The organism is Psychrobacter sp. G (assembly GCF_000418305.1).
Taxonomy (GTDB): domain Bacteria; phylum Pseudomonadota; class Gammaproteobacteria; order Pseudomonadales; family Moraxellaceae; genus Psychrobacter; species Psychrobacter cryohalolentis.
Map to the genome: position 1 here is coordinate 220,218 of NC_021661.1, position 20,992 is coordinate 241,209.

Here is a 20,992-nt window from a genome sequence, read left to right on the forward strand (position 1 = left end):
CTTAGAAGCACTATGGCATTGCTTATTAATTATATCGTTTGTTATTAATACAATTGTATACGGTCATTGATATTGTGTTGCCCAAATGAGAAGCGCTGCTGCAAGTCGGCAAGTAAAGCGTCAACTTTTTCACTGTCGCCTAAGCCTTGATAAGCGCGTAATAGCAATGTCCCTGAGCGTAAAGTAGGGAGCACATCGTAAGGCGTTTGCAGATAGTCGATCACTTGCTGATAATTCTCGTTTGCTAGTGCATTACTTGCCAGTACATTGAGGGCTTGCAGATGCAGCTCATTGTCATAGCGAGGGTCATCGTAGCGTATTTGTATGATCGCCGTCGCCAATGCCAATCCTTGCTCAGAACCACGCTCATTGGCCAGCAATAACTGGGCGTAACTCAGCTGATAAGCAGGATTGCTGGGGTCAAGCGCTTGCAAGTGATTGAGCAAGGTACGCTTGACAATATAGTCCTCTTTATCATCAAGGAGCTGGGCGCGTGCAAAAAGCAGCATCTCATTATCAGGGTATTTACGAGCAGCCTTAGTTAATAGGCGTAAGGCTTCTGCAGGTTCATTCTGTTGCCATAAGATATCGGCTTGTAGCACAAAGCTATCAGGAGCGAAGACGCTAAAGTCTTTACGCAGCTTGTCTAACGTTGCGATAGCGGCATCAACATTATTATTGAGTAAGTCTAATGCGACCACTTTTCGTCGAGCTTCCAATACCAAGTCCTCTTGCATGACAGCATTGAGATAGTATTTGGCTTGCTCAAAGTTTTGCTGACGCTCGGCACTGATGCCCAGATAATAATAAGATTGATCTAAATAAGCGGGATTTTTGGCAAGCGTATTAAGCAATTGATCGGCACTAGTGTATTTTTCAATATCTAAGCTAACCAGCGCCGCCAACAAGGTAATCTCAGCATCATCGGCAAAGCGCTGATGAGCGTCTAACAATAGCTGCCACGCTTGCTCATTCTGTTTTAAATCAAGCAAATAGCGAATCTCATACAAGTATAGATTCTTACTGTCAGCATTACGCAAGCGTGCTTGGCTAAGATACTCAATGACTGCTTCTGGCGTTTCGATTTTGCGCAAGATATCTGCTTTTAAGGTAATAAAAGGCACATAATCCGGCTGGCGCTCAACTGCTCGATTGATATGAACGATGGCAATCTCAGGTTCATTAAACTGATAAAGCAAGCCAGCTTTTAAGACTGACAGCGAGGCGTTTTGTTCACTGGCGATGGGTTGCAGAGCGGCGAGTAACTCTCGCTTATCATCATCGCTGTTTGGGTAAATGCCAATCAGAATTTCGCTAAGATCGGCGCGAGGATCATAGCTTAAGATGCGATTTAGAGTTTCGCCTGCCAACTCATAATCGTGCGCCCGCAGTGCCAAATGAGCAACATAAAACCAAGCCGGCACATGGTCTGGGTTTTCATCTTGCCATGCTTTGGCAAATTGTAAAGATTCTTCGACCCTGTCATTACGTAATGATAAGCTCAGCGCGCGCTCAAATACGGCTGTGGCGTCTTGTTTAAATGATTGCTGCTTATAGATAATCAGCGCACGCTCGGTATCATCACGATTTGCAGAAAATTCTGCATCTAATAAGGCATACAAGCTTGGTTCATTGCTTATTTTATTGAGGTCAGATGACGGACTACCTTCGGTTATCGAGGCATCAGTTATCAAATTTTTATTAGCCATGCTTTTAGTCACTGGTGTGTGACTGTTAATAACTTGACTAGAGGCATTAATGGTTCTGGTAACGGTGGCACTACTAATGTTAGTAGGAGAGACTTTGGGCAAAGCTATGTTTGGTAAGACAATGGCATGGTCAGCATGGGCAGGGAATCCTAGGCACAAACAAACCGCCAACGAAAACGCTAGCTTATAACGTTGGCATAGCCGATCAATGAGAGCATGCAACAAAGCGCTAAGGCTAGATTGAGCATTATGCATAGATTGTCGTCTAAATGAAGACCCAAAAAAGACCATAGCGTGCAGTATTTACCTATTCTGACCTTGTTTCTATGCCTAGTAAAAGGATTTGCAGCATAGAAGGCTGGGTTTATTAGAATCGTTTTAAAAACAGATATCTGTGACGAATAATGATGTCAAACATTATAAGAGTAGCATGAAGGGATACACAATAGCAGCCGTGTTACTTAGGTGTCAGTAATAGGGCAAATTTATTCTATTGACAGTCCTAAATGAAAGAAATACAAATGTTATCAATAACTACTGGGGTTAATTTTTCTTGCTTGCTGTGATTACGCTGTGCCTGCGCAGACAGAGGCTGCGAATAATCAACCCCAGTAGTTCTGTATTCTTTTAAAAGTGGTGGATCAACTATAGTAGCACCCGAATTTAAGGGTAACATTGTTAGCTTTAAGTAAACCTATATGCAAGTGTTTGAATGTTAAGCCAGTAATCGCAGTTGATTTGTAAGCCATGCGCCCAGATACAGACAAAATGCTGGCTTATAGAGGTGAGTGTTAAATAAAGCTATCAATAATGATATAATAAACGCTTTTTATTATTTTACTTTTAAAGTTACTTATTAAAGGCTGTTTTTCAAAGATTTCTTGTCAAAAGCTGTCTTTGAAAAATAGGATTTTAATTTTTTAAAAACCGCTAAAGGTGTTTGGTTGGCGAGTGAATATCATATTTATGGTCTGTCAATAATGAGATTAGTGGTCATTGGGGTCAATCACAAAACTGCACCAGTCGCTCTACGAGAGCGCTTGGCGCTTGTCGGTGACGAGGTCAATATCGCACTTGCGCAGCTACAAGGCTTTAGCGACGGTAGCGTGATAGTCTCCACCTGCAACCGTACAGAGATTTATGCATTGGTCCCAGAAAGCATATTATCACCAAACACATTATTGCCAAATTCAGCCTCAGCAGTTGTAGAGACTTCAGTTATAGAGTCTAGTATGACGGCTAACAATAGCGCCAACCTTTCGTCGACTATCATCAGCGCTCACATCCTAAAAATTAAAACTTGGCTTGCAGGTTTTAAGCAATTATCACTGGATGAGATTGACCCTTATTTGTATGTCCATCGAGATACGCATGCCTTAACCCATTGGCTACGAGTGGCTGCAGGTCTTGACTCTATGATACTCGGTGAGCCGCAGATACTGGGGCAAATCAAGCGCGCTGTGCATATGGCGCAAGATCAAAAAGCGCTTAGCAATCAGCTAGGTTGGATTGTCGATCAGGTATTTGCAGCGGCAAAACGAGTACGTAATGAGACCCAAGTTGGCGCACAAGCCGTATCACTTAGCTATGCTGCTGCCAAACTGGTGACGCAAATCTTTGATGATTTGCCAAGTCGTACTTTGCTGGTGGTAGCCGCTGGCGAGATGAACCGCTTGGTAGCGACGCATATCGCAGGTCTTGGAGTCGGTCGCGTTATTATTTGCAACCGTAATCCTGAACGCGCAGAAGCGTTAGCGGCTGAGCTGCGCAATCCCAATCGCCGGATCGAAGTCAGAACGCTGCAAGAGCTGCCACAAGTATTGGCAGAAGCCGATATTGTGAGCAGCTGTAGCGGTAGCATGGACATATTGATTGATAAAACCATGACGCTGCGAGCACTAAAGAGCCGTCGCTATCAGCCCATGCTGATGATTGACTTGGCGGTGCCGCGTGATATTGATTCGACTGTCAGCCGGATAGATGACGTTTATCTATATTCTGTTGATGATTTGCAGCATGTGATAGCCGGTAATATCGAACAACGCCGGCAAGCAGCAGTAGACGCTGAGCTGTTGGTCAGTCAATTGGTGGTTGAGATGGATCGCCGCTTTCAAGTACGCCAAGTAGGCAAGGATATTCAGCAATATCGCGCGCGTACTCATGAGCAGGTAAACAAACTATTGCAAGCCTCTATCGCAGAGCTGCAAAGCGATAATGCTAACCCTGAAGATATTATGATTGAGCTAACGCGGCGCTTAACGCAAAACTTGACCCATGCGCCCTCCAAGCTCATGCGTAAGGCGGCACGCGAAGGTGATAATGAATTACTCGATTTTGTGGTATCAGGTCTACAAGACGCCCATCGGAATCACTGATAGTTGCCTTTTATCATCAAAAATAAGAAATTGTATCAGTATGGTTTTAACGCAAACATAGCATTGTCAACCTGCATTATCAGTGCTAATATCGAGCTGTTATGACGATATTAAGTGATGATGCTTGATTGATGAATAGGGACTGTTTTTAGGATACTCGAGCGGTATTCGTTACAACACCAGCGTCTTTATATTATTTAACTTTTATCTATCCAATCAATCACTACTGTTATCAGCTTACTACCGCGTAGCAACGATAATGGTTTGCGTATCTTATGCGCTTTCACTCAATATCTGATGACATCAACGACGTAAAAGATACCACCGTCAACGGCAATAGCGCTAGGATAAAGTGCTACATCGTCCACCCTGCGTCATATTCTCAATTATTACTCGATATTCGTACTTAGTGAATGCTATCTATAAACGTATCTGGCTATCATATTACGTTGATTAAAATAATAGCTGACCTAAATTGACTAAGACAGTATCTAGATTTTGTTATCACTCATACTTAAAAAATATTACAACAGACAGGAGCGTCACATGACTGCATTACGTCAAGATATTGATCCAAACGGCTTATTAGAATATTCAGTGGTTTATACCGACCGCGCCCTTAATCATATGTCAAAAGCCTTCCAAGAGGTGATGAATGATTTGCTCAGCAACCTAAAAACAGTCTATAACGCTGAAGCCGCGGTTATTATTCCAGGTTCTGGTACCTACGGCATGGAAGCAGTCGCCCGTCAACTGACCATTGATGAAGATTGTCTCATTATCCGTAATGGTTGGTTTAGCTACCGCTGGACGCAAATTTTAGAAAAAGGCAAATTTGCCAAATCATCTACGGTACTAACGGCTGAGCGTACAGAAGATACGGAAGCGCCAAAACCATTTGCGCCAGTGGATATCGAAACGGCCGTTGCCAAAATTAAAGCAGACAAATCTGCTGTCGTTTATGCGCCGCACGTTGAAACGTCGTCGGGCATTATCTTGTCAGAAGACTACATCAAAGCATTAAGCGCGGCCGTACATAGTGTTGGCGGTTTATTGGTTATTGACTGTATCGCTTCAGGTTGTGTATGGTTAGATATGAAAAAATTGGGCATTGATGTGCTCATCAGTGCGCCGCAAAAAGGATGGAGTAGTACACCATGTGCAGGTCTGGTTATGCTCAGTGACGCTGCTATCAAAAAAGTAGAAACCACGGAGTCTAACTGCTTTAGCCTTGATTTAAAGCAATGGTTAACCATCATGCGTGCGTACGAAAACGGCGGTCACGCTTATCATGCGACTATGCCAACCGATAGCTTGCGTCAATTCCGCGATACTATCTTGGAAGCAAAAGAGATTGGCTTTGATAAATTGTGTGATGCACAATGGGAGCTTGGCAACCGCGTCCGTAAGGTACTGGCAGATAAAGGTATTGAAAGCGTTGCTGCCAAAGGTTTTGAAGCTCCAGGTGTTGTCGTATCTTATACTGACCGTGATGACATCCATAAAGGCAGTGCTTTTGCTGAAGCTGGATTGCAAATCGCTGCTGGCGTACCGTTAAAAGTGGGTGAGCCTGAGAACTTTAAAACGTTCCGTTTAGGTCTATTTGGTTTGGATAAATTGACCGATATCGACGGCGCGGTAGAGCGTTTTGAAAAAGCGCTTGATGAAGTCTTAGCAAAATGATTTGAGAGGCTGACTCGTTTATTAACGACTATATTTATTAAGCCAGTCAGCCATCAAATGAGGAGATACTGAGCAATGCGTGACGCAATGTTCAGTATTTTTTTACTTTTTCATTATGTTTTATAATATAATGTATTTATATAAAGTAATATGTAGTAAGATATAAATAATAAAAAATCGTTTATAGCAGTAGTACGATATCGTTGTTAAACTCAATTGAAGATATAAAACCATTTTTAATAAAAAATCAGCTTAGGTAATCATTATGGGTATACAAATAGACTGGCAAGCTTTTACGCCAATTTCCTTGGTAGGCGGGCTGATGCTAGGCGTTGCAACGGTTATCTTGCTATTGGGCATTGGTCGTATTGCGGGTATTAGTGGTATTTTCTCAAGTCTTCTTAAACCCAAGCGCGTCGAGATGTGGCAGGTATTATTTATTGCAGGTCTGATCCTCTCGCCATTATTATATAGTTTATTTAGACCGTTACCTGATATCGAAATCAGTACCTCGATACCGTTATTAATTGGTGCAGGGCTATTGGTTGGTTTTGGGACGCGTTTAGGTTCAGGCTGTACCAGCGGACATGGTATTTGTGGTAATGCGCGACTGTCGCCACGGTCGATGGCGGCGACAGTGACCTTTATGTTATTTGGTATTGTGACGGTTTATATTGGTCGACATCTCTTGGGCTTAATTTAAATAACACATTGCTAAGACAACGTTGAATATGATTCATAAAAGCTTATATCCACGAATGAAGTGCGAGACATAATGATGCTAAAAAATATAATTGGGTTACTGGCAGGTCTGCTATTTGGTATTGGGTTATTAATCTCAGGTATGACTGATCCTGTTAAAGTACAAGGCTTTTTAGACGTATTTGGTGCATGGGATATTTCCCTTGCATTGGTGATGGGTGGCGGTTTAATAGTTGCGATAGTTGGTGTCCAATTGGCTAAGCGTCAACAGACCAGCTGGATTGGCACTTCAATAGATATGCCAAGCAAAACAGTGATCAATAAAAAACTGTTAACCGGCGCGATGCTATTCGGTATCGGCTGGGGCTTGGTAGGTATTTGCCCAGGTCCTGGTATTGTGCTGCTCGGCACAGGACAATGGCAGGCTTATGTTTTTATCCCAGCGATGATAATCGGTATGCTGGTCTACCAATGGCTGGAGCCAAGGCTTAATTAGTTTTTTGATTAATAATAAGCTTGGTTTTTTTAGCACAATAAAAAGGTCAGCCTACATTCATTAGGCTGACCTTTTTTATCAATGATGATTCATTAATATTAACGATACTTCCGTATTATTAAGGCTTAATGATAAACACTTACTTAGCACTAGCCGTTACTTTTGGCGTTTCATGTGCTAAGGATTTGGCCGCTTGACGCAGCTCAAACTTCTGCACTTTACCAGTGCTTGTCTTTGGGATTTCAGCAAAGACAATATATTTTGGTACTTTAAAACCAGCAAGGTGCTGTTTGCAATGTTCCATCACATGATCGCGCTGTAAAGTGCTGCCTTCATGAATCTCGATAAAGGCGACAGGTACTTCGCCCCATTTATCATGCGGCGCGGCGACGACCGCACAGCTTTGAATTTCTAGCATTTTATATAGGACGTTCTCGACTTCGATACTAGAGATGTTTTCACCGCCTGATATGATGATGTCTTTGAGCCTATCCATAATTTTGATATAGCCGTCAGGATATTTGACCCCTAAATCACCGGTGCGGAACCAGCCATCAGTCAAGGCTTCTTCGGTGGCTTTACGACTTTTTAGATAACCTTTCATTACCATATTACCGCGCAGTGCCAGCTCGCCCATCTCTTCGCCATCAGCAGCAACTGGCTCAGTAGTCCCTTGTTTAAACAGCTCAAAGCCACTCATCAAATGTGACGTTACGCCCTGACGTGATTTCTTTTGCGCACGAGCAGCGACATCCAGCTCATCCCATTCTTGCTGCTCAGCGCAGACGGTGACCGGACCATAGACTTCAGTGAGACCATAAACATGCGAGATATGAAAGCCCATTGCTTCCATGGCGGCGAGCATGGTTTCAGACGGCGGCGCACCAGCGACCCAGCCTTTGACTTCATGATTAATGGCGTCTTTATATTCAGATTTGCCGCCTGCAATCATATTGTGCACCACGGGTGCTGAGCAATAATGACTGACTTTATACTTAGCAATCAGCTGCAAAATCAAATCAGCGTCAATCTTGCGCAAGCAGACATTGACGCCCGCACGTTCGGCAATCGTCCAGGGAAAGCACCAACCATTACAGTGAAATAATGGTAGCGTCCATAGATACATCGGGTACTTGGGCATATCCCAATCTAAAATATTGGAGACAGCGTTGAGTGTCGCGCCGCGATGATGATAGACCACGCCTTTTGGCTTGCCAGTGGTGCCAGAGGTATAGTTGAGCGCGATAGCATCCCATTCATCGAGTGGCTTTTCCCAATTATCCAAACTGTCTGAGCTGGTGATTAATGCTTCGTAGCTCATTTGCCCAAAACGTTCAATATCGAGCGCCGCATCGGTCGCATGAATCACGATGAGATTAGGAAATGCTTCTTCGATCATTTCAGCATGTTCAGCAAACTCGCTGTCTAGAATCAATACTTTGGCTTCTGAGTGTTGCAGACAAAAGGTAAGGGCGTTGATGTCGAGGCGGGTGTTCAGTGTACAAAGTACGCCACCTGACATCGGTACACCAAAAGCGCACTCGATCATCGCTGGGGTGTTTGGCATCATGACTGCAACTGTGTCGTTTTTATCAATGCCTAATTTGCGCAGACCATCCGCCAATTGACGACAACGGTCATAAGTCTGTTGCCACGTTTGCATGAGGTTATTATGTTCTAAGTCGTCATAGATGATAGCGGTTCTGTCAGGATAGACCTGAGCACTACGGATGATAAAATCAATAGGGGTAAGCGGTTGATGGTTGGCAGCATTTTTGCCGAGACCGGTATGAAAGTCTGTCATGCAGATAGTCCTTTATCGTATGTTTTTATAGTCGATGACGCAGTAATGGTGCTTTGCTGTCGCCAATCGACTGTATCAGGGTCTAATTATTATAGACAGTCGCAGGCAAAGTTTGGACAGGTTTTGTGGAGTTTATTTAACTATCTGCAAAAAACCTCACTAATTAATAGGATCGTTCAGCGCCGCTATTAATTAGTGTTCACTCATCAGTCGCTTGTCTGCATAGCTGATGATAATGGCGGTGTGGTACGATACCGTAACGCTAAATCCTATAGCACGAGCAATATAAGCACTCTTACAAAGCATTCCTAAAAAATATTCTCATAAACCATTCATAAGGAAAATGATATGTCCGCCAGCCGTACTGCCACTTCTATTGAGACCACCAGCACTAATGCACACTACCCGCATTTATTTGAGCCATTAGATTTGGGCTTTACCACGCTTAAAAACCGCATGGTGATGGGTTCGATGCATACGGGGCTTGAAGACCGTTTTTATAACTACGGTAAACTGGCAGCATATTTTGCCGAACGTGCCAAAGGCGGCGTAGCGATGATGATTACGGGCGGTATTTCGCCCAATCGTGAAGGGTGGTTACTGCCTGCTGGTGGCACCATGAATACGCGTGCTGACGTTATTAACCATCAACGCGTGACCCGTGCTGCGCATAAGTATGACAGCAAAATAATCATGCAAATCTTGCACAGTGGTCGGTACGGCTATCATCCATTTGCAGTCTCATCAAGTCCGATTAAATCGCCAATCTCACCATTTAAACCGCGTAAGATGAGTATTAAAAACATCGAACAAACGGTAAAAGATTATGCCCGTTCGGCTAAACTTGCCAAGCAAGCTGGTTATGACGGTGTGGAGATCATGGGCTCAGAAGGCTATTTGCTGAATCAGTTTTTATCCCGTCATGTGAATAAGCGTACTGATGAATATGGCGGCGACATTCAAAATCGTATGAAGTTTGCGGTCGACGTGGTCAAAGCGGTACGTGAAGCTGCCGGTGAAGACTTTATTATCTTATTTCGCTTATCAGTGATTGATTTGGTCAAAGACGGTAACGTCATGGACGAAGTCATCACTGTTGCCAAAGCGTTAGAAGAGGCGGGCGTGACCATCATGAATACGGGCATCGGCTGGCATGAAGCTCGCATTCCGACGATTGTCACTAGTGTACCGCGTGCGGCCTTTGTTGATTTTACCGCTGAAATTAAAAAACACATCAGCATCCCAATGATGGCAGCCAACCGTATCAATATGCCAGAAACGGCAGAAGAAATCGTCGCCAGTGGTCAGGCAGATATGATTCAGATGGCGCGTCCATTTTTAGCCGATGCCCATTGGGTGAATAAAGCCAAAAATGGTCAGGCAGATCGTATTAATACCTGTATTGCCTGTAACCAAGCCTGTCTTGACCATACTTTTGAGAATAAACGCTCGACCTGTTTGGTCAATCCACAAGCGTGTTACGAGACTGAATTGGTTTATAAGAAAACCAAAAAACCTAAAAAAGTTGCCGTCATCGGTGGCGGTGTTGCTGGTATGTCAGCCGCTCACGTCGCCGCGCTACGTGGTCATAAGGTCACGCTATTTGAAGCAAAAGACATCTTGGGCGGTCAGTTTAACTACGCCAAAGTTATCCCTGGTAAAGAAGAGTTCTTTGAGACCATTCGCTACTATATCAATGAGCTTGAGCACTTAGGTGTTGAAATCAAACTCAATACCAAAGTCGATAAAGCCATGCTTGAGAAAGCCAAATTCCATCACGTTATCGTCGCAACTGGTGTTGTTCCACGAAGCCTCGCTGGCAAACTGGAAGGCGCGGATTTGCCACAAGTAATGAGCTATGCTGAATTACTCTCTGGTGAAAAATCAGTTGGCGAAACCGTTGCGGTCATCGGTGCTGGTGGTATTGGTTTTGACGTTAGTGAATATTTGACCGCCAAACATGGTCAGCCGCTTGATGAGCTAGGGCCTGAATTGCTCAAAGACCCAAGCTATCGTCCAAAAGCCCAGTCTATCGAAGAATGGCGTGAAGAATGGGGCGTCACTTCTGCGACCGACTATCAAACCGAGGGCGGACTAATCAAGCCTGAAGCCATTAAGCCTATCCGCCAAGTGTACTTGATGCAGCGTACCAAAGGTCGCTTGGGTAGTGGGCTCAATAAAACCTCTGGCTGGGTACATCGTGCTCATGTCAAATCACACGGCGTCATCCAAGTATCAGGTGCGAAGTACGATAAGATCACCAATGAAGGTATTTGGATCACTAATAACCAAGGTCAAAGCCAGTTGCTCCGTGTCGATAGTGTCGTGGTCTGTGCCGGTCAAGAGTCGGTCGTTGAGCTGATGCCAAACGTTGGCGATGCGCCAGATGCACAGTATCATCTTATCGGTGGTGCAAAGCTTGCCGCTGAGCTGGATGCTAAACGCGCGATTCGTGATGGTGCTGAGGTTGCGGCAGCGATTTAAGGTTTGATTTAAAAGCTTAGTTCGAACATAGAAGCGGTGAGATTAATTATCTCGCCGTTTTTTTGGTTTGGTTATTATGAATTTATAACTTTATTTATTTTATATTGCTCATCTTCACATATTTCGGATATTTCAGAATACATATTTTTTAGCTTTTTTTCATAAGGGTTCAGATCTAGGCCTAACTTATAAAATCCTATACATGCAGAAAGTATAGTTGAGGATGCCAATTGAAACGGATCAAACTCTAATTTTGTTTCATAAGTCTTATAAATGCTTTGTGATCCGTGTACAAGGTCTGACCTTAATTGATATACTTTTTGGGCTTTACTTTTCCACTTATCGATTTCGCCACGATATATAGCAATCAGACAGGAGACTCTACGACAAAAATTTTCTGTTATACCTTTGTTTTCTTCCTCATTTTTCATAGTGACTAGTCTCTCCATTGCTGTTACTAGCTTAACAACTTGAGCACTACTATTATTGTCTCTAGAAGCATCACCGAACCAATAAAAAGCATCAATTAGACGATCAGCCAAATACTCTTTATTAGTAGGAGATGCTGCTCGTAATATAAGTTTTTTAATGACGAACCCTAAATCTGTTTTTAAGTCTTCTTCAAAATAGTTCCAAAAATCTTGTAAATCTTCGCCAAATGCATATGAACCACCAATCCAATATTCATCGCGACTACTGGCAATATAATGATTGATATTATTTTTGGTGGGATTATTCATTAAGTTTACTTGATTAGCTTTGATCTCATAAGAAGTAGTAAAAACTTTAATAACGCCATAGATAAGTGCTGCAACATTCTGCGCTCTACTTTCACTCATTTTATCTGAGCATTTTGGTATTGTAATACTAAGAAGACAATTGAAACTATCAGGGTTGTTGTTTTTTATAAAAAGATCATAGTAACTATTATCTTTGACTTTCGCATAAATATTATCCTTGTGAATTATTTTCGCACCACCTATCTGTATTTCTTTTTCAGGGCTGAGACTAGGTGCATTAAAGGGGAAGAAGTATGTAATATCCTTAGCTTCTCTATCTATATTTTTACGTACTTTTGATATCAACTTCATGCATCCAGACGTATCAAAGCTTCCATTATTTTTCAAATGCAAATACAGTGTATATCTAATTTCATAAATACATTCATTGACTGTTATGTTTTCTAGCGATAAACACTGTCTTTGAGCAATTTCATGTAGTTTCCTTTGAGCTTTAGAGGAAAGAAAGAACTGAACTTGATTTTGAATTGGTTCTGCAGCATTCTGAGGTGATTGTAATAGAGCTGTCATAAGGTCAATATCGCTATCAAACTCCTTTTTATACAATTCGGAAGAACGCTTAAAAATATTTCTTAAATTTTTTATCTCTTCAAAAATAATATTGAGGTCTTTAATGTCTTCATTAGTGGCACTCATGGGATGAAGTCCTTTTTTATAAAAATTATGATTTTAGCACGTGTAATTTGGGATTTTAGCCCAGCCTACAATCTAAACTCACTATTCAAAAAACCCCCTCCCAAAACACCCTATCCATGCTAAATTAAACCCTATCAACGATATTCATATCTATCAATCACACCATAAAAAAGGATTTTATAATGGTAGTGCTAAAAACACTGTTTAAATGGATCGTTTTGCCTATTTTAGCGCTACTCATTATTATCAGCTTGGGCTTAGTAGTGACCGGTAATGCTTATATCTTTCGCGGTTTACAGCTCACTTATTTGAAAGGTGAAGCCACTGCCAATATTGATGATTATATCGATTTTGACAATCGGACTATCCGTGCAAAAGACGCTATCGAATGGGAAAAAGATTCCAATTTTGAGCAAGTCAAACTCACCACAACGTTGCAGAATGCTTTAGACACAGACCAAACGGTGGCCTTTGCTATTATCAAAGATGGCAAGCTACTGTACGAAAACTACTGGCAAGGTTATGGCAGCGATTCGCACACCAACAGCTTTTCGATGGCAAAAACCGTCACGACTATGCTCTATCTCAAAGCGGTGGAGGACGGCTATATCGGTAGCGTTGATGAGCCGATTACCAAGTGGTTGCCTGAATATGCGGACAAGCAATATGCGCAAAACTGTACCCTCGCGGATTTATCAGCGATGACCTCAGGCTATGATTGGACGGAGGATTACTACTTTCCAATTAACCCCACCGCAGAATCCTACTATGGTCATGACTTAGTTAAGCAAATGGTCAATCGAGATTTCGTCGAAGAATGTGGAGGTCAGTTTGAATACTCATCGGGCGATACGCAAATGCTCGGTATTGCTCTATCACGTGCGTTAGAACCTCATGGGTACACACTTTCTAGCTATTTGGAAGAGAAGTTTTGGCAGCCACTTGGTATGCAAGGTGACGCCTATTGGTCGCTTGATGGCTCAGAGAGTATCGAAAAAGTATATTGCTGTCTAAACGCTAGTGCGCTGGATTTTGCTAAATTTGGGCAGTTATTATTGAACGGTGGCGAGTGGCAAGGTGAGCAACTGCTTAGCAAAGCGCATGTTGATTTTATGATTACGCCAAACGCGGGTGCATTTGCAGAAGGGCAGGCGCAAGTTTATGGACATTCAGTGTGGACGGATATGGACAGTCCGATTCCGTTTTATGCAATGCTTGGTCATTTAGGTCAGAGAGTATTAGTGTTGCCTGAAGAGAATGCAATCATCGTCAGATTGGGCAAGCAGAAAGGTTTACCCACACCAGTAGAGGGATTTCATTTAGAGCCAGATTTGGGTCAATATGTGACGGAGGTAAAAATGATTTTGGATGGCTTAGAATAAAAATAGGAGCGGTTGCAAATATTTATTTCACTTGCAACCGCAAGGCTTTAACCTTCCATCTCTCCAATTAGCCACTCCGACACATCGTCAATCTGCGCTGCCAATTCAGGATGCGCTCTGTTTAGCTCATCAAACTTAGCTTTAATCTCATGCTTGTCGTACTTAACATCTGCCAGTAATTCTTTTAACAGATCAATCAACTCAACATTTAGGGCGTCAGAGAAGATGACCACTTCGCGTATCACTGCTTGCTTCACATCAAGGTGCAAATCAATGATACCCCAATCAAAACGCGTCTCAATGTGATGGGTGAACTCAGGCGTCTTGCCAAAGCGCCAATCCCAATCTGCCATTTGTTGATAGTATTTATTAAGCGTCGGCTGCTGCGCGAGACTGGCTTCATCCAATTCTTCTATCGGCGAAGTATCGCCATAATACTCACAAAACGCTTCGATAATTGCCTTGGATAAAGTCTCATGATTGATGTCTGCATTAAACTCAACCAAATTAGCAACGCGCGCACGGACGGAATTAATGCCTTTGGCTTTCAGCTTTAGCGGATGCGGATTGAGATAATCGCCCAGCTTTTGCATATTGGCATTGACTAGTAATGTGCCATGATGAAAGCTGCGATCTGCTGCATGTTTAAAGGCGCTACCTGATATCTTCTTATCACCGACTTGCATGTCGTTACGCCCAGATAAATCCGCGTCTATGCCCAACTTCTTTAGCGCATTGATAATAATGGTAAAGTTCGCTGCTTGGTCGTAATCGTCTTTGGGTGATAAAAAGGTAAAGTTGGTATTGCCTAAATCATGAAATACCGCACCACCGCCACTCTGACGTCTTGCTAAAAACACATCGTCGGCTTCCATCTTATCGATTTTGCATTCCACCCATGGGTTTTGCGAGCGCCCAATGACCACGGTCTCGCTATTGCGCCATAAGAATAACGTGTGCGAGTCTGGGTCGAGGGTATTAAATATCCAATCTTCGGTCGCGAGGTTAAACCAAGGGTTTTTCACGGCAGACTTTAAGATGCGCAGTTTCATTATTTATCCTTTTTCTCGAATGATTTTCTAGATTGGGTGTTATAAATAAATACTATCATTCTCACCGATGCGAGGTTGGAATTCAATTGCTGTGTGGTAGGTATGGTTAACAATTGACACCATCACTGCCGGTGCTTAAGGCGTGAGCTACTTGCTTTAACATGTGTCAGTATTATGTACAGACTTGACCTTCTAAATAATTTACCTTATTATCTTGTTTCAATGTACTAGAACACAAATACATATAAAATATTTTTATCATCAAAAATGCTAAATAATTTGGCAAAAATATTAATGCTAATACTCATTTTAAAATAATAAGGCTTAACTATGACAACGCAAAATACCGCCACTGGCTACGGTTTACATCAATCAATTTTGCCCAATGACGATGGTCTATATGGTGAGTTCGGTGGCAAAATCGGTCATCCTGAGCTTGCCAAAGCCATGGCAGAAATCGAAGTGGGCTTTCGTGAAATCATTAAAAATGACGATTTTATCGCTGAGATGAAGCGCTTGCGTGAGACCTATGTTGGTCGTCCAAGTCCTATTTATCATGCACAGCGTTTGACCGAGCATTGCGGCGGCGCGCAGATTTATTTTAAGCGTGAAGATTTAAATCATACGGGTGCGCATAAGATTAATCACTGTTTGGGTGAAGTATTATTAGCCAAGAAATTAGGCAAAACCAAAGTGATTGCCGAAACGGGCGCGGGGCAACATGGCGTAGCATTGGCAACGGCAGCGGCATTGATGGGCTTGGAATGTGAGATTCACATGGGTGTGGTCGATATTAAAAAAGAGCATCCAAACGTCAGTCGTATGAAGATTTTGGGTGCCAATATCGTGCCAGTCTCGCGCGGTGCTGGTACGCTAAAAGAAGCGGTTGATAGTGCTTTTGAGACTTATTTGGATGAGCTCGATAGCAGTATGTTCGCGATTGGCTCGGCACTGGGACCTGCGCCCTATCCTGAAATGGTCAGCTATTTTCAGTCAGTGGTTGGTCATGAAGCGCGGGCGCAGTTCTTAGCGACGACGGGTAAGCTACCTAATAAAGTGGTTGCTTGTATTGGCGGCGGCTCTAATGCTATCGGTATGTTTAGCGGCTTTTTTGATGATAAAGATGTAGAAAAAATAGGCGTGGAACCCGCAGGCGAAGGTCTGGATACTCCTAATCATGCGGCGACAATGTCACTGGGTGTGAAAGGCGAGATTCACGGTTTTAAATGCTATGTACTGCTCGATGAAAAAGGTGAGCCAGCTCCCGTACATTCGATTGCTTCTGGTCTTGATTATCCAGGGGTTGGACCACAGCATTCGCATCTGCGAGATTTAAAATTGGCTACGTATGAATCAGCGACTGATGCAGAATGTTTAGAAGCGTTCATGGCATTGTCGCGCCTTGAGGGTATTATTCCTGCCTTAGAGTCGGCACATGCCATCGCTTATGCGATGAAAATCGCCAAAGATATGTCAGCGGCTGAGACGATTTTGGTCAATTTATCAGGGCGCGGCGATAAAGACATCGATTTTATTTTGGATAAGGTGGATTTATAAAATAAATCTGTGATAAGTACAGAAAATACAATACCTATTGAGCGCTTAACCAGTTATCATCGAGGTTTTTTTACTGTCTAATGCTCGATAGGATCATCTCATGTCTAACCGCGACCTCATTATTTTTATCACCTTATCCTTTATGTGGTCGCTGTCTTTCATTTTTTATCGTATTGGCGTGCCTGAGTTTGGTTCGTTAGCTTTTGCCAGCCTACGTGTGGTCTTGGCTGGACTGACGATGTTGGTGTTTGTAATACTAAAAAAGAAAAATAGAGTAGGCATTCGTGAAAATTGGAAAGTATTAACGTTGGTTGGGCTGTTCTCCGCAGCAGTGCCCTTTATCCTGTTTGCATTTTCAGCGCGCTCGGTAAACGCTGGCGTATTGGCAGTGCTTAATGCATCTGTGCCAATGATAAGCGGCTTTATTGCCAGTGTATTTTTTAAAGACAGACTGTCAAAAAAGCAAATTCTCGGTCTGGTCATTGGTGTGATCGGTGTGATGATTCTAATGAGCGAGAACTTATTTGGCGGGCAGGGCGCTGGGTCAGGTTCTGGGTTATTGCCGATGGGCTACGCATTACTGGCCTGTGTTGGCTACGCGCTTGGGGCAAATATCACTCGAAATTACTTGGAAAATGTCTCTCCAGTAGCGATTACCGCAGGCTCGCTTATCATTGCCAGTGTGATTATGTTGCCTGTGGCGGTTTATGAGTTTCCTTATGGCAAGAACATCAGCGTAACGGCTTGGATTTCTGTTATTTGTATCGGTGTGTTTTCGACTGCCATCGCGCTGATTTTTATGAATCAGTTAATCAAAAGTATCGGTCCGGTACGAGCGACCAGTATTACTTTGGTGATTCCGATTTTTGCCATTATTTTAGGCTATCTGCTGCTTGGCGAGGCATTGGATACACCCGCGATTATCGGCTCTATGGTGATATTATTTGGTACTTATTTGTCTTTGAATTTGTCTTTTAAAAAGATGCTCAAATCATAAAATATTTACTATTTTTAAATTTCATATAAAAAACCTGTGTAAAATCAGGTTTTTTTGTGGCTAATGTATTCGGTTAACGGTTAAATAAAAATGATCCATATTTTGGATGCTTTAGATTTAGCCTTCGACACGTTTATTTTGGCAGAATAGCCCTTCCAAGCACTCCCTATTGTCGCCATCGGCACGCCAAATCGAAGAAAAGCGCATTGCGATATACATCCAATAAAAATTTGGCGTCTTTTATCGCGTAGCCATTGAAATAACGTTACCCATAATCTTTCCAAAATACCGCCCGTTCGACCAGCTCTTCAAAAGTAGTGGTACTGGGCAGCAGCGCTCCAAAAAATCTCTTGATTGTCTGTTGCCATCAGCTGGATAAAGGCTTAATGAAATAATCAGCCAATCTGATTAAAGTCATTCGCTTAATATGCTAGTAAGAGGCTTTGAATAATGAGTATTATCAATACCGATATCATGCCATATTGATATTTTTGTTTGTAATTTTTCCTTGGAATTACCATATCTACGCCCTATAAAGAACACGGCTTATGAATAGCGTGCTTAATGCGTTTTGGACGTAATATTAAGTGTGAATTATTCATCATTAACAAATTCTATAACCGTATTTTTATAACAGCAAATAAGGCTTTTTATGGCACATGATAATTTATTCGAACCCGTCAAAATGGGCACCCAAACCCTAAAAAATCGCATCATTATGGCACCTTTGACGCGCTTGCGTTCTGTCGAGCCCGGTGACGTCCCTACAGCGCTTGCTGGCGAGTATTACTCACAGCGTAGCGGTGCTGGGCTTGTCATTGCTGAAGCGACACAGGTTTCTTTTCAAGCAAAAGGCTATGCGGGCGCGCCTGGTATCCATACCGAGGATCAGACGACAGCGTGGAAAACCATTGTCGATAATGTCCATGCAAAAGGCGGCAAGATAGTAGTACAGCTCTGGCACACTGGTCTGGTAGCGCACGAAAGCGTTCAGCCTGATGGTAAGGCGCCGATCTCTGCCTCCGATGTTCATGTGGGAGTACGTACTTCACTGCGCGATAGCAACAACCAAGCCATTCGAGTTGAAGCGACCACACCGCGTCCTGCGACACTGGAAGAGATAGAGCAAGTTATTGCTGATTTCGGTCTTGCGACCAAAAACGCTAAAGAAGCGGGCTTTGATGGGGTAGAGATTCACGGCGCGCATGGCTATCTATTACATCAATTTTGGGCTGAGCATACCAATCAGCGCACTGATGAATATGGCGGTAGCCGTGAGAACCGTGCGCGCTTGATGCTGGCTGTGATTGATGCTTGTGTCGACGCATGGGATGCGGACCATGTCGGTATTCGTATTTCACCGCTTGGTACGTTTAATAATGTGGAAGCTGGATATAACGAAGATGAAAACATTTGGCTGATTGAACAAATCAATCAACGCGCTATTATGTATTTGCATTTATCTGAGCCTGATTGGGCAGGTGGAACGCCTTATAGCGATGCGTTCCGTCAGCGTGTTCGCGATGCCTTTGATCAGACAATCATTGCTGCAGGTGGGTATACAGCGGAAAAGGCTGAAAGAAACATCAAGTCAGGCTACATCGATGCCGTGGCGTTTGGCCGTGATTATATCGCCAATCCTGATTTGGCTGAGCGTATCCGAGAAGGCGCGCCGCTAAATGAACAACATCCGCAGAGCTTCTATGGTGGCGGCACAGAAGGCTATACCGATTATCCGTTTTTAAACCAAGCATAATGGTTTGACAGTCAATAAAAAGGCCACCTTGCGATAATTCATAAGGTGGCTTTTTATGGTTTGGTCAATATGATTTAAGCTATCTCACCGCAGACAAAGCCACTTGCCCATGCCCATTGGAAGTTATAACCACCGAGCCAGCCTGTGACATCCAGCACTTCACCAATAAAATACAGACCATCTTGATAATTACTTTGCATAGTCTTTGATGAGACTTCATCAGTCTTGATGCCGCCACGCGTGACTTCAGCGGTACGATAGCCTTCGGTGCCAGAAGGTTTTAGCTGCCAACCATTAAGTGTTTCACCAAGTTCAATTAAACGCTCATCTTTAATATTGGCAAGCTCTTTGTCTTTAATGTCATCCCACAGAGTCGTTTGTAAAGCCGCAAGCAATTTTTTGGGTAATGCATTATCCGTATAATCAGCCAATACCGTACGGATAAGCTGTCTTGGGTGTGATTTTTTATGTGCAAGCAATAGGGTGGTTATATCGATATTGGGGAGCAAATTGATACTGATGGTTTCGCCTGTATGCCAGTAGTTGGACAATTGCAACATGGAAGGACCAGAGAGTCCGCGATGGGTAAATAGTAGGGGCAATTTAAATGAGATGCGATCATTGCTGGCAATCACAGGGATACTAATACCAGCAAGCGTACGAATCAACTCGCCAGTTTTATCGGTAAAGGTAAAAGGCACTAAGCTGGCATCAGTCGTTATTAGACTATGACCAAATTGCTGTGCCAACTCATAGCCTAAACCGCTCGCACCCATGGTTGGAATGGACAGTCCGCCCGTTGCCACGACCAGTGACTCACAGTGAAAGCCCGTTTGCACAGGCTTAGTGTTCTCTGGAGCCTCTTTTTTCTCTTGCTTTTCTTTTTTGCTCAGCGCTTTACTGGTTAGTAACTGAAAGCGTGCCTTCTTATCGTTTTCGAGTGCTTGCACGCTGTCGACTTGAGTGTTGAGCCTGACTTGTACACCGACAGCGGTACATTCATCGAGCAGCATCGTCAAGATGTCTTGCGCCGAATCATCACAGAATAGCTGACCATGCTCGCGCTCATGGTAGGGTATTTTATGCTGCTCAACCATACCGATAAACTCCCAACTCGGATATCGACTGAGCGCTGATTTACAAAAATGTGGGTTACTACCGATAAAATGCTCAGGCTCCACAAAATAATTGGTAAAGTTACAGCGCCCGCCACCAGACATAAGGATTTTTTTGCCGGCTTTATTAGCGTGGTCCAGTACTAATACACGGCGACCACGGCGACCGGCGGTTAATGCGCAATATAACCCTGACGCACCAGCACCAATGATGATGACATCATAATGCGAGTATTGTGAGGCAGTACGGTGCTTGTCCATGGTCGGTAGTTCCTGATTTTAAAAGTGCAAATAAGTCTTATAGAGCCTATTGTCATATAAAGAATGGCGATATCAATTATAGCGCTTGATATCAGGTTGCTATTGTCCATGTTTTATAACAGGTTACAAGGATTAAATAGCATTGTCGCAACTGCATTTTCAAAAAAGAGCGGTAAAAAATAT

The 20,992-nt window shown here is 43.1% G+C and carries 14 protein-coding genes; 9 read left to right on the forward strand and 5 right to left on the reverse strand.

Going from position 1 to position 20,992, the window contains the following annotated elements; all coding sequences use genetic code 11:
• Positions 1 to 44: 44 nt before the first annotated feature.
• Positions 45 to 1,964 (reverse strand): tetratricopeptide repeat protein, encoded by a 1,920-nt coding sequence (locus tag PSYCG_RS00970; RefSeq protein ID WP_020442556.1) that lies wholly within the window; start codon positions 1,962 to 1,964, stop codon positions 45 to 47.
• A gap of 725 nt (positions 1,965 to 2,689) precedes the next feature.
• Between PSYCG_RS00970 and hemA the strand changes: the two genes are divergently transcribed.
• The 4 genes from hemA to PSYCG_RS00990 all read left to right on the forward strand — a co-directional run bounded on the left by hemA (position 2,690) and on the right by PSYCG_RS00990 (position 6,965).
• Positions 2,690 to 4,084 carry a glutamyl-tRNA reductase gene (hemA, locus tag PSYCG_RS00975; protein ID WP_020442557.1) on the forward strand — a complete coding sequence of 465 codons (1,395 nt, stop codon included), beginning with the start codon at positions 2,690 to 2,692 and terminating at the stop codon, positions 4,082 to 4,084.
• Between the two features lie 546 nt (positions 4,085 to 4,630).
• Positions 4,631 to 5,767 carry an aminotransferase class V-fold PLP-dependent enzyme gene (locus tag PSYCG_RS00980; RefSeq protein ID WP_020442558.1) on the forward strand — a complete coding sequence of 379 codons (1,137 nt, stop codon included), beginning with the start codon at positions 4,631 to 4,633 and terminating at the stop codon, positions 5,765 to 5,767.
• A 265-nt stretch (positions 5,768 to 6,032) separates the two neighbouring features.
• Complete coding sequence (locus PSYCG_RS00985; protein ID WP_011512564.1) at positions 6,033 to 6,470, forward strand: YeeE/YedE family protein; 438 nt, start codon at positions 6,033 to 6,035, stop codon at positions 6,468 to 6,470.
• Between the two features lie 72 nt (positions 6,471 to 6,542).
• Entirely contained in the window at positions 6,543 to 6,965 is a 423-nt protein-coding gene (locus PSYCG_RS00990) for a DUF6691 family protein (RefSeq protein WP_020442559.1), read from the forward strand.
• A gap of 139 nt (positions 6,966 to 7,104) precedes the next feature.
• Here PSYCG_RS00990 and PSYCG_RS00995 read toward each other — a convergent pair whose 3' ends face one another.
• A complete protein-coding gene (locus tag PSYCG_RS00995) occupies positions 7,105 to 8,769 on the reverse strand; it encodes an AMP-binding protein (RefSeq protein ID WP_020442560.1) in 1,665 nt (554 codons plus the stop codon).
• 348 nt (positions 8,770 to 9,117) lie between these two features.
• Here PSYCG_RS00995 and PSYCG_RS01000 point away from each other — a divergent pair, with 348 nt between their 5' ends.
• Complete coding sequence (locus PSYCG_RS01000) at positions 9,118 to 11,253, forward strand: NADPH-dependent 2,4-dienoyl-CoA reductase (RefSeq protein ID WP_020442561.1); 2,136 nt, start codon at positions 9,118 to 9,120, stop codon at positions 11,251 to 11,253.
• Positions 11,254 to 11,327: 74 nt separating this feature from the next.
• Here the strand turns inward: PSYCG_RS01000 and PSYCG_RS01005 are convergent, their stop codons facing one another.
• Entirely contained in the window at positions 11,328 to 12,689 is a 1,362-nt protein-coding gene (locus tag PSYCG_RS01005) for a HEPN domain-containing protein (RefSeq protein ID WP_020442562.1), read from the reverse strand.
• 182 nt (positions 12,690 to 12,871) lie between these two features.
• Between PSYCG_RS01005 and PSYCG_RS01010 the strand changes: the two genes are divergently transcribed.
• Positions 12,872 to 14,071, forward strand: coding sequence for a serine hydrolase domain-containing protein (locus PSYCG_RS01010; protein WP_020442563.1), 1,200 nt, complete (start codon positions 12,872 to 12,874; stop codon positions 14,069 to 14,071).
• A gap of 47 nt (positions 14,072 to 14,118) precedes the next feature.
• Here the strand turns inward: PSYCG_RS01010 and PSYCG_RS01015 are convergent, their stop codons facing one another.
• Positions 14,119 to 15,123 (reverse strand): lipoate--protein ligase, encoded by a 1,005-nt coding sequence (locus tag PSYCG_RS01015; protein ID WP_020442564.1) that lies wholly within the window; start codon positions 15,121 to 15,123, stop codon positions 14,119 to 14,121.
• Between the two features lie 330 nt (positions 15,124 to 15,453).
• On the opposite strand from PSYCG_RS01015, the gene trpB reads away from it, so the two are divergent.
• The 3 genes from trpB (at position 15,454) to PSYCG_RS01030 (ending at position 19,433) form a co-directional block, all read left to right on the forward strand.
• Positions 15,454 to 16,680: a tryptophan synthase subunit beta gene (gene trpB / locus PSYCG_RS01020; protein WP_020442565.1), complete on the forward strand. Its 1,227-nt coding sequence runs from the start codon at positions 15,454 to 15,456 to the stop codon at positions 16,678 to 16,680.
• A 100-nt stretch (positions 16,681 to 16,780) separates the two neighbouring features.
• Positions 16,781 to 17,677, forward strand: coding sequence for a DMT family transporter (locus PSYCG_RS01025; protein WP_020442566.1), 897 nt, complete (start codon positions 16,781 to 16,783; stop codon positions 17,675 to 17,677).
• Positions 17,678 to 18,329: 652 nt separating this feature from the next.
• Positions 18,330 to 19,433, forward strand: coding sequence for an alkene reductase (locus tag PSYCG_RS01030; RefSeq protein WP_020442567.1), 1,104 nt, complete (start codon positions 18,330 to 18,332; stop codon positions 19,431 to 19,433).
• A 74-nt stretch (positions 19,434 to 19,507) separates the two neighbouring features.
• On the opposite strand, the gene PSYCG_RS01035 is transcribed toward PSYCG_RS01030, so the two are convergent.
• Positions 19,508 to 20,809, reverse strand: a complete 1,302-nt coding sequence (locus PSYCG_RS01035) for an NAD(P)/FAD-dependent oxidoreductase (protein ID WP_020442568.1) — start codon at positions 20,807 to 20,809, stop codon at positions 19,508 to 19,510.
• Between the last annotated feature and the right edge of the window lie 183 nt (positions 20,810 to 20,992).

What these genes read in the sequence shown, in the direction of transcription:
- PSYCG_RS00970 (WP_020442556.1), bottom strand. Translation starts at nt 1,964, where the DNA reads ATGCATAATGCTCAATCTAGCCTTAGCGCTTTGTTGCATGCTCTCATT.
- hemA (WP_020442557.1), top strand. Translation starts at nt 2,690, where the DNA reads ATGAGATTAGTGGTCATTGGGGTCAATCACAAAACTGCACCAGTCGCT.
- PSYCG_RS00980 (WP_020442558.1), top strand. Translation starts at nt 4,631, where the DNA reads ATGACTGCATTACGTCAAGATATTGATCCAAACGGCTTATTAGAATAT.
- PSYCG_RS00985 (WP_011512564.1), top strand. Translation starts at nt 6,033, where the DNA reads ATGGGTATACAAATAGACTGGCAAGCTTTTACGCCAATTTCCTTGGTA.
- PSYCG_RS00990 (WP_020442559.1), top strand. Translation starts at nt 6,543, where the DNA reads ATGATGCTAAAAAATATAATTGGGTTACTGGCAGGTCTGCTATTTGGT.
- PSYCG_RS00995 (WP_020442560.1), bottom strand. Translation starts at nt 8,769, where the DNA reads ATGACAGACTTTCATACCGGTCTCGGCAAAAATGCTGCCAACCATCAA.
- PSYCG_RS01000 (WP_020442561.1), top strand. Translation starts at nt 9,118, where the DNA reads ATGTCCGCCAGCCGTACTGCCACTTCTATTGAGACCACCAGCACTAAT.
- PSYCG_RS01005 (WP_020442562.1), bottom strand. Translation starts at nt 12,689, where the DNA reads ATGAGTGCCACTAATGAAGACATTAAAGACCTCAATATTATTTTTGAA.
- PSYCG_RS01010 (WP_020442563.1), top strand. Translation starts at nt 12,872, where the DNA reads ATGGTAGTGCTAAAAACACTGTTTAAATGGATCGTTTTGCCTATTTTA.
- PSYCG_RS01015 (WP_020442564.1), bottom strand. Translation starts at nt 15,123, where the DNA reads ATGAAACTGCGCATCTTAAAGTCTGCCGTGAAAAACCCTTGGTTTAAC.
- trpB (WP_020442565.1), top strand. Translation starts at nt 15,454, where the DNA reads ATGACAACGCAAAATACCGCCACTGGCTACGGTTTACATCAATCAATT.
- PSYCG_RS01025 (WP_020442566.1), top strand. Translation starts at nt 16,781, where the DNA reads ATGTCTAACCGCGACCTCATTATTTTTATCACCTTATCCTTTATGTGG.
- PSYCG_RS01030 (WP_020442567.1), top strand. Translation starts at nt 18,330, where the DNA reads ATGGCACATGATAATTTATTCGAACCCGTCAAAATGGGCACCCAAACC.
- PSYCG_RS01035 (WP_020442568.1), bottom strand. Translation starts at nt 20,809, where the DNA reads ATGGACAAGCACCGTACTGCCTCACAATACTCGCATTATGATGTCATC.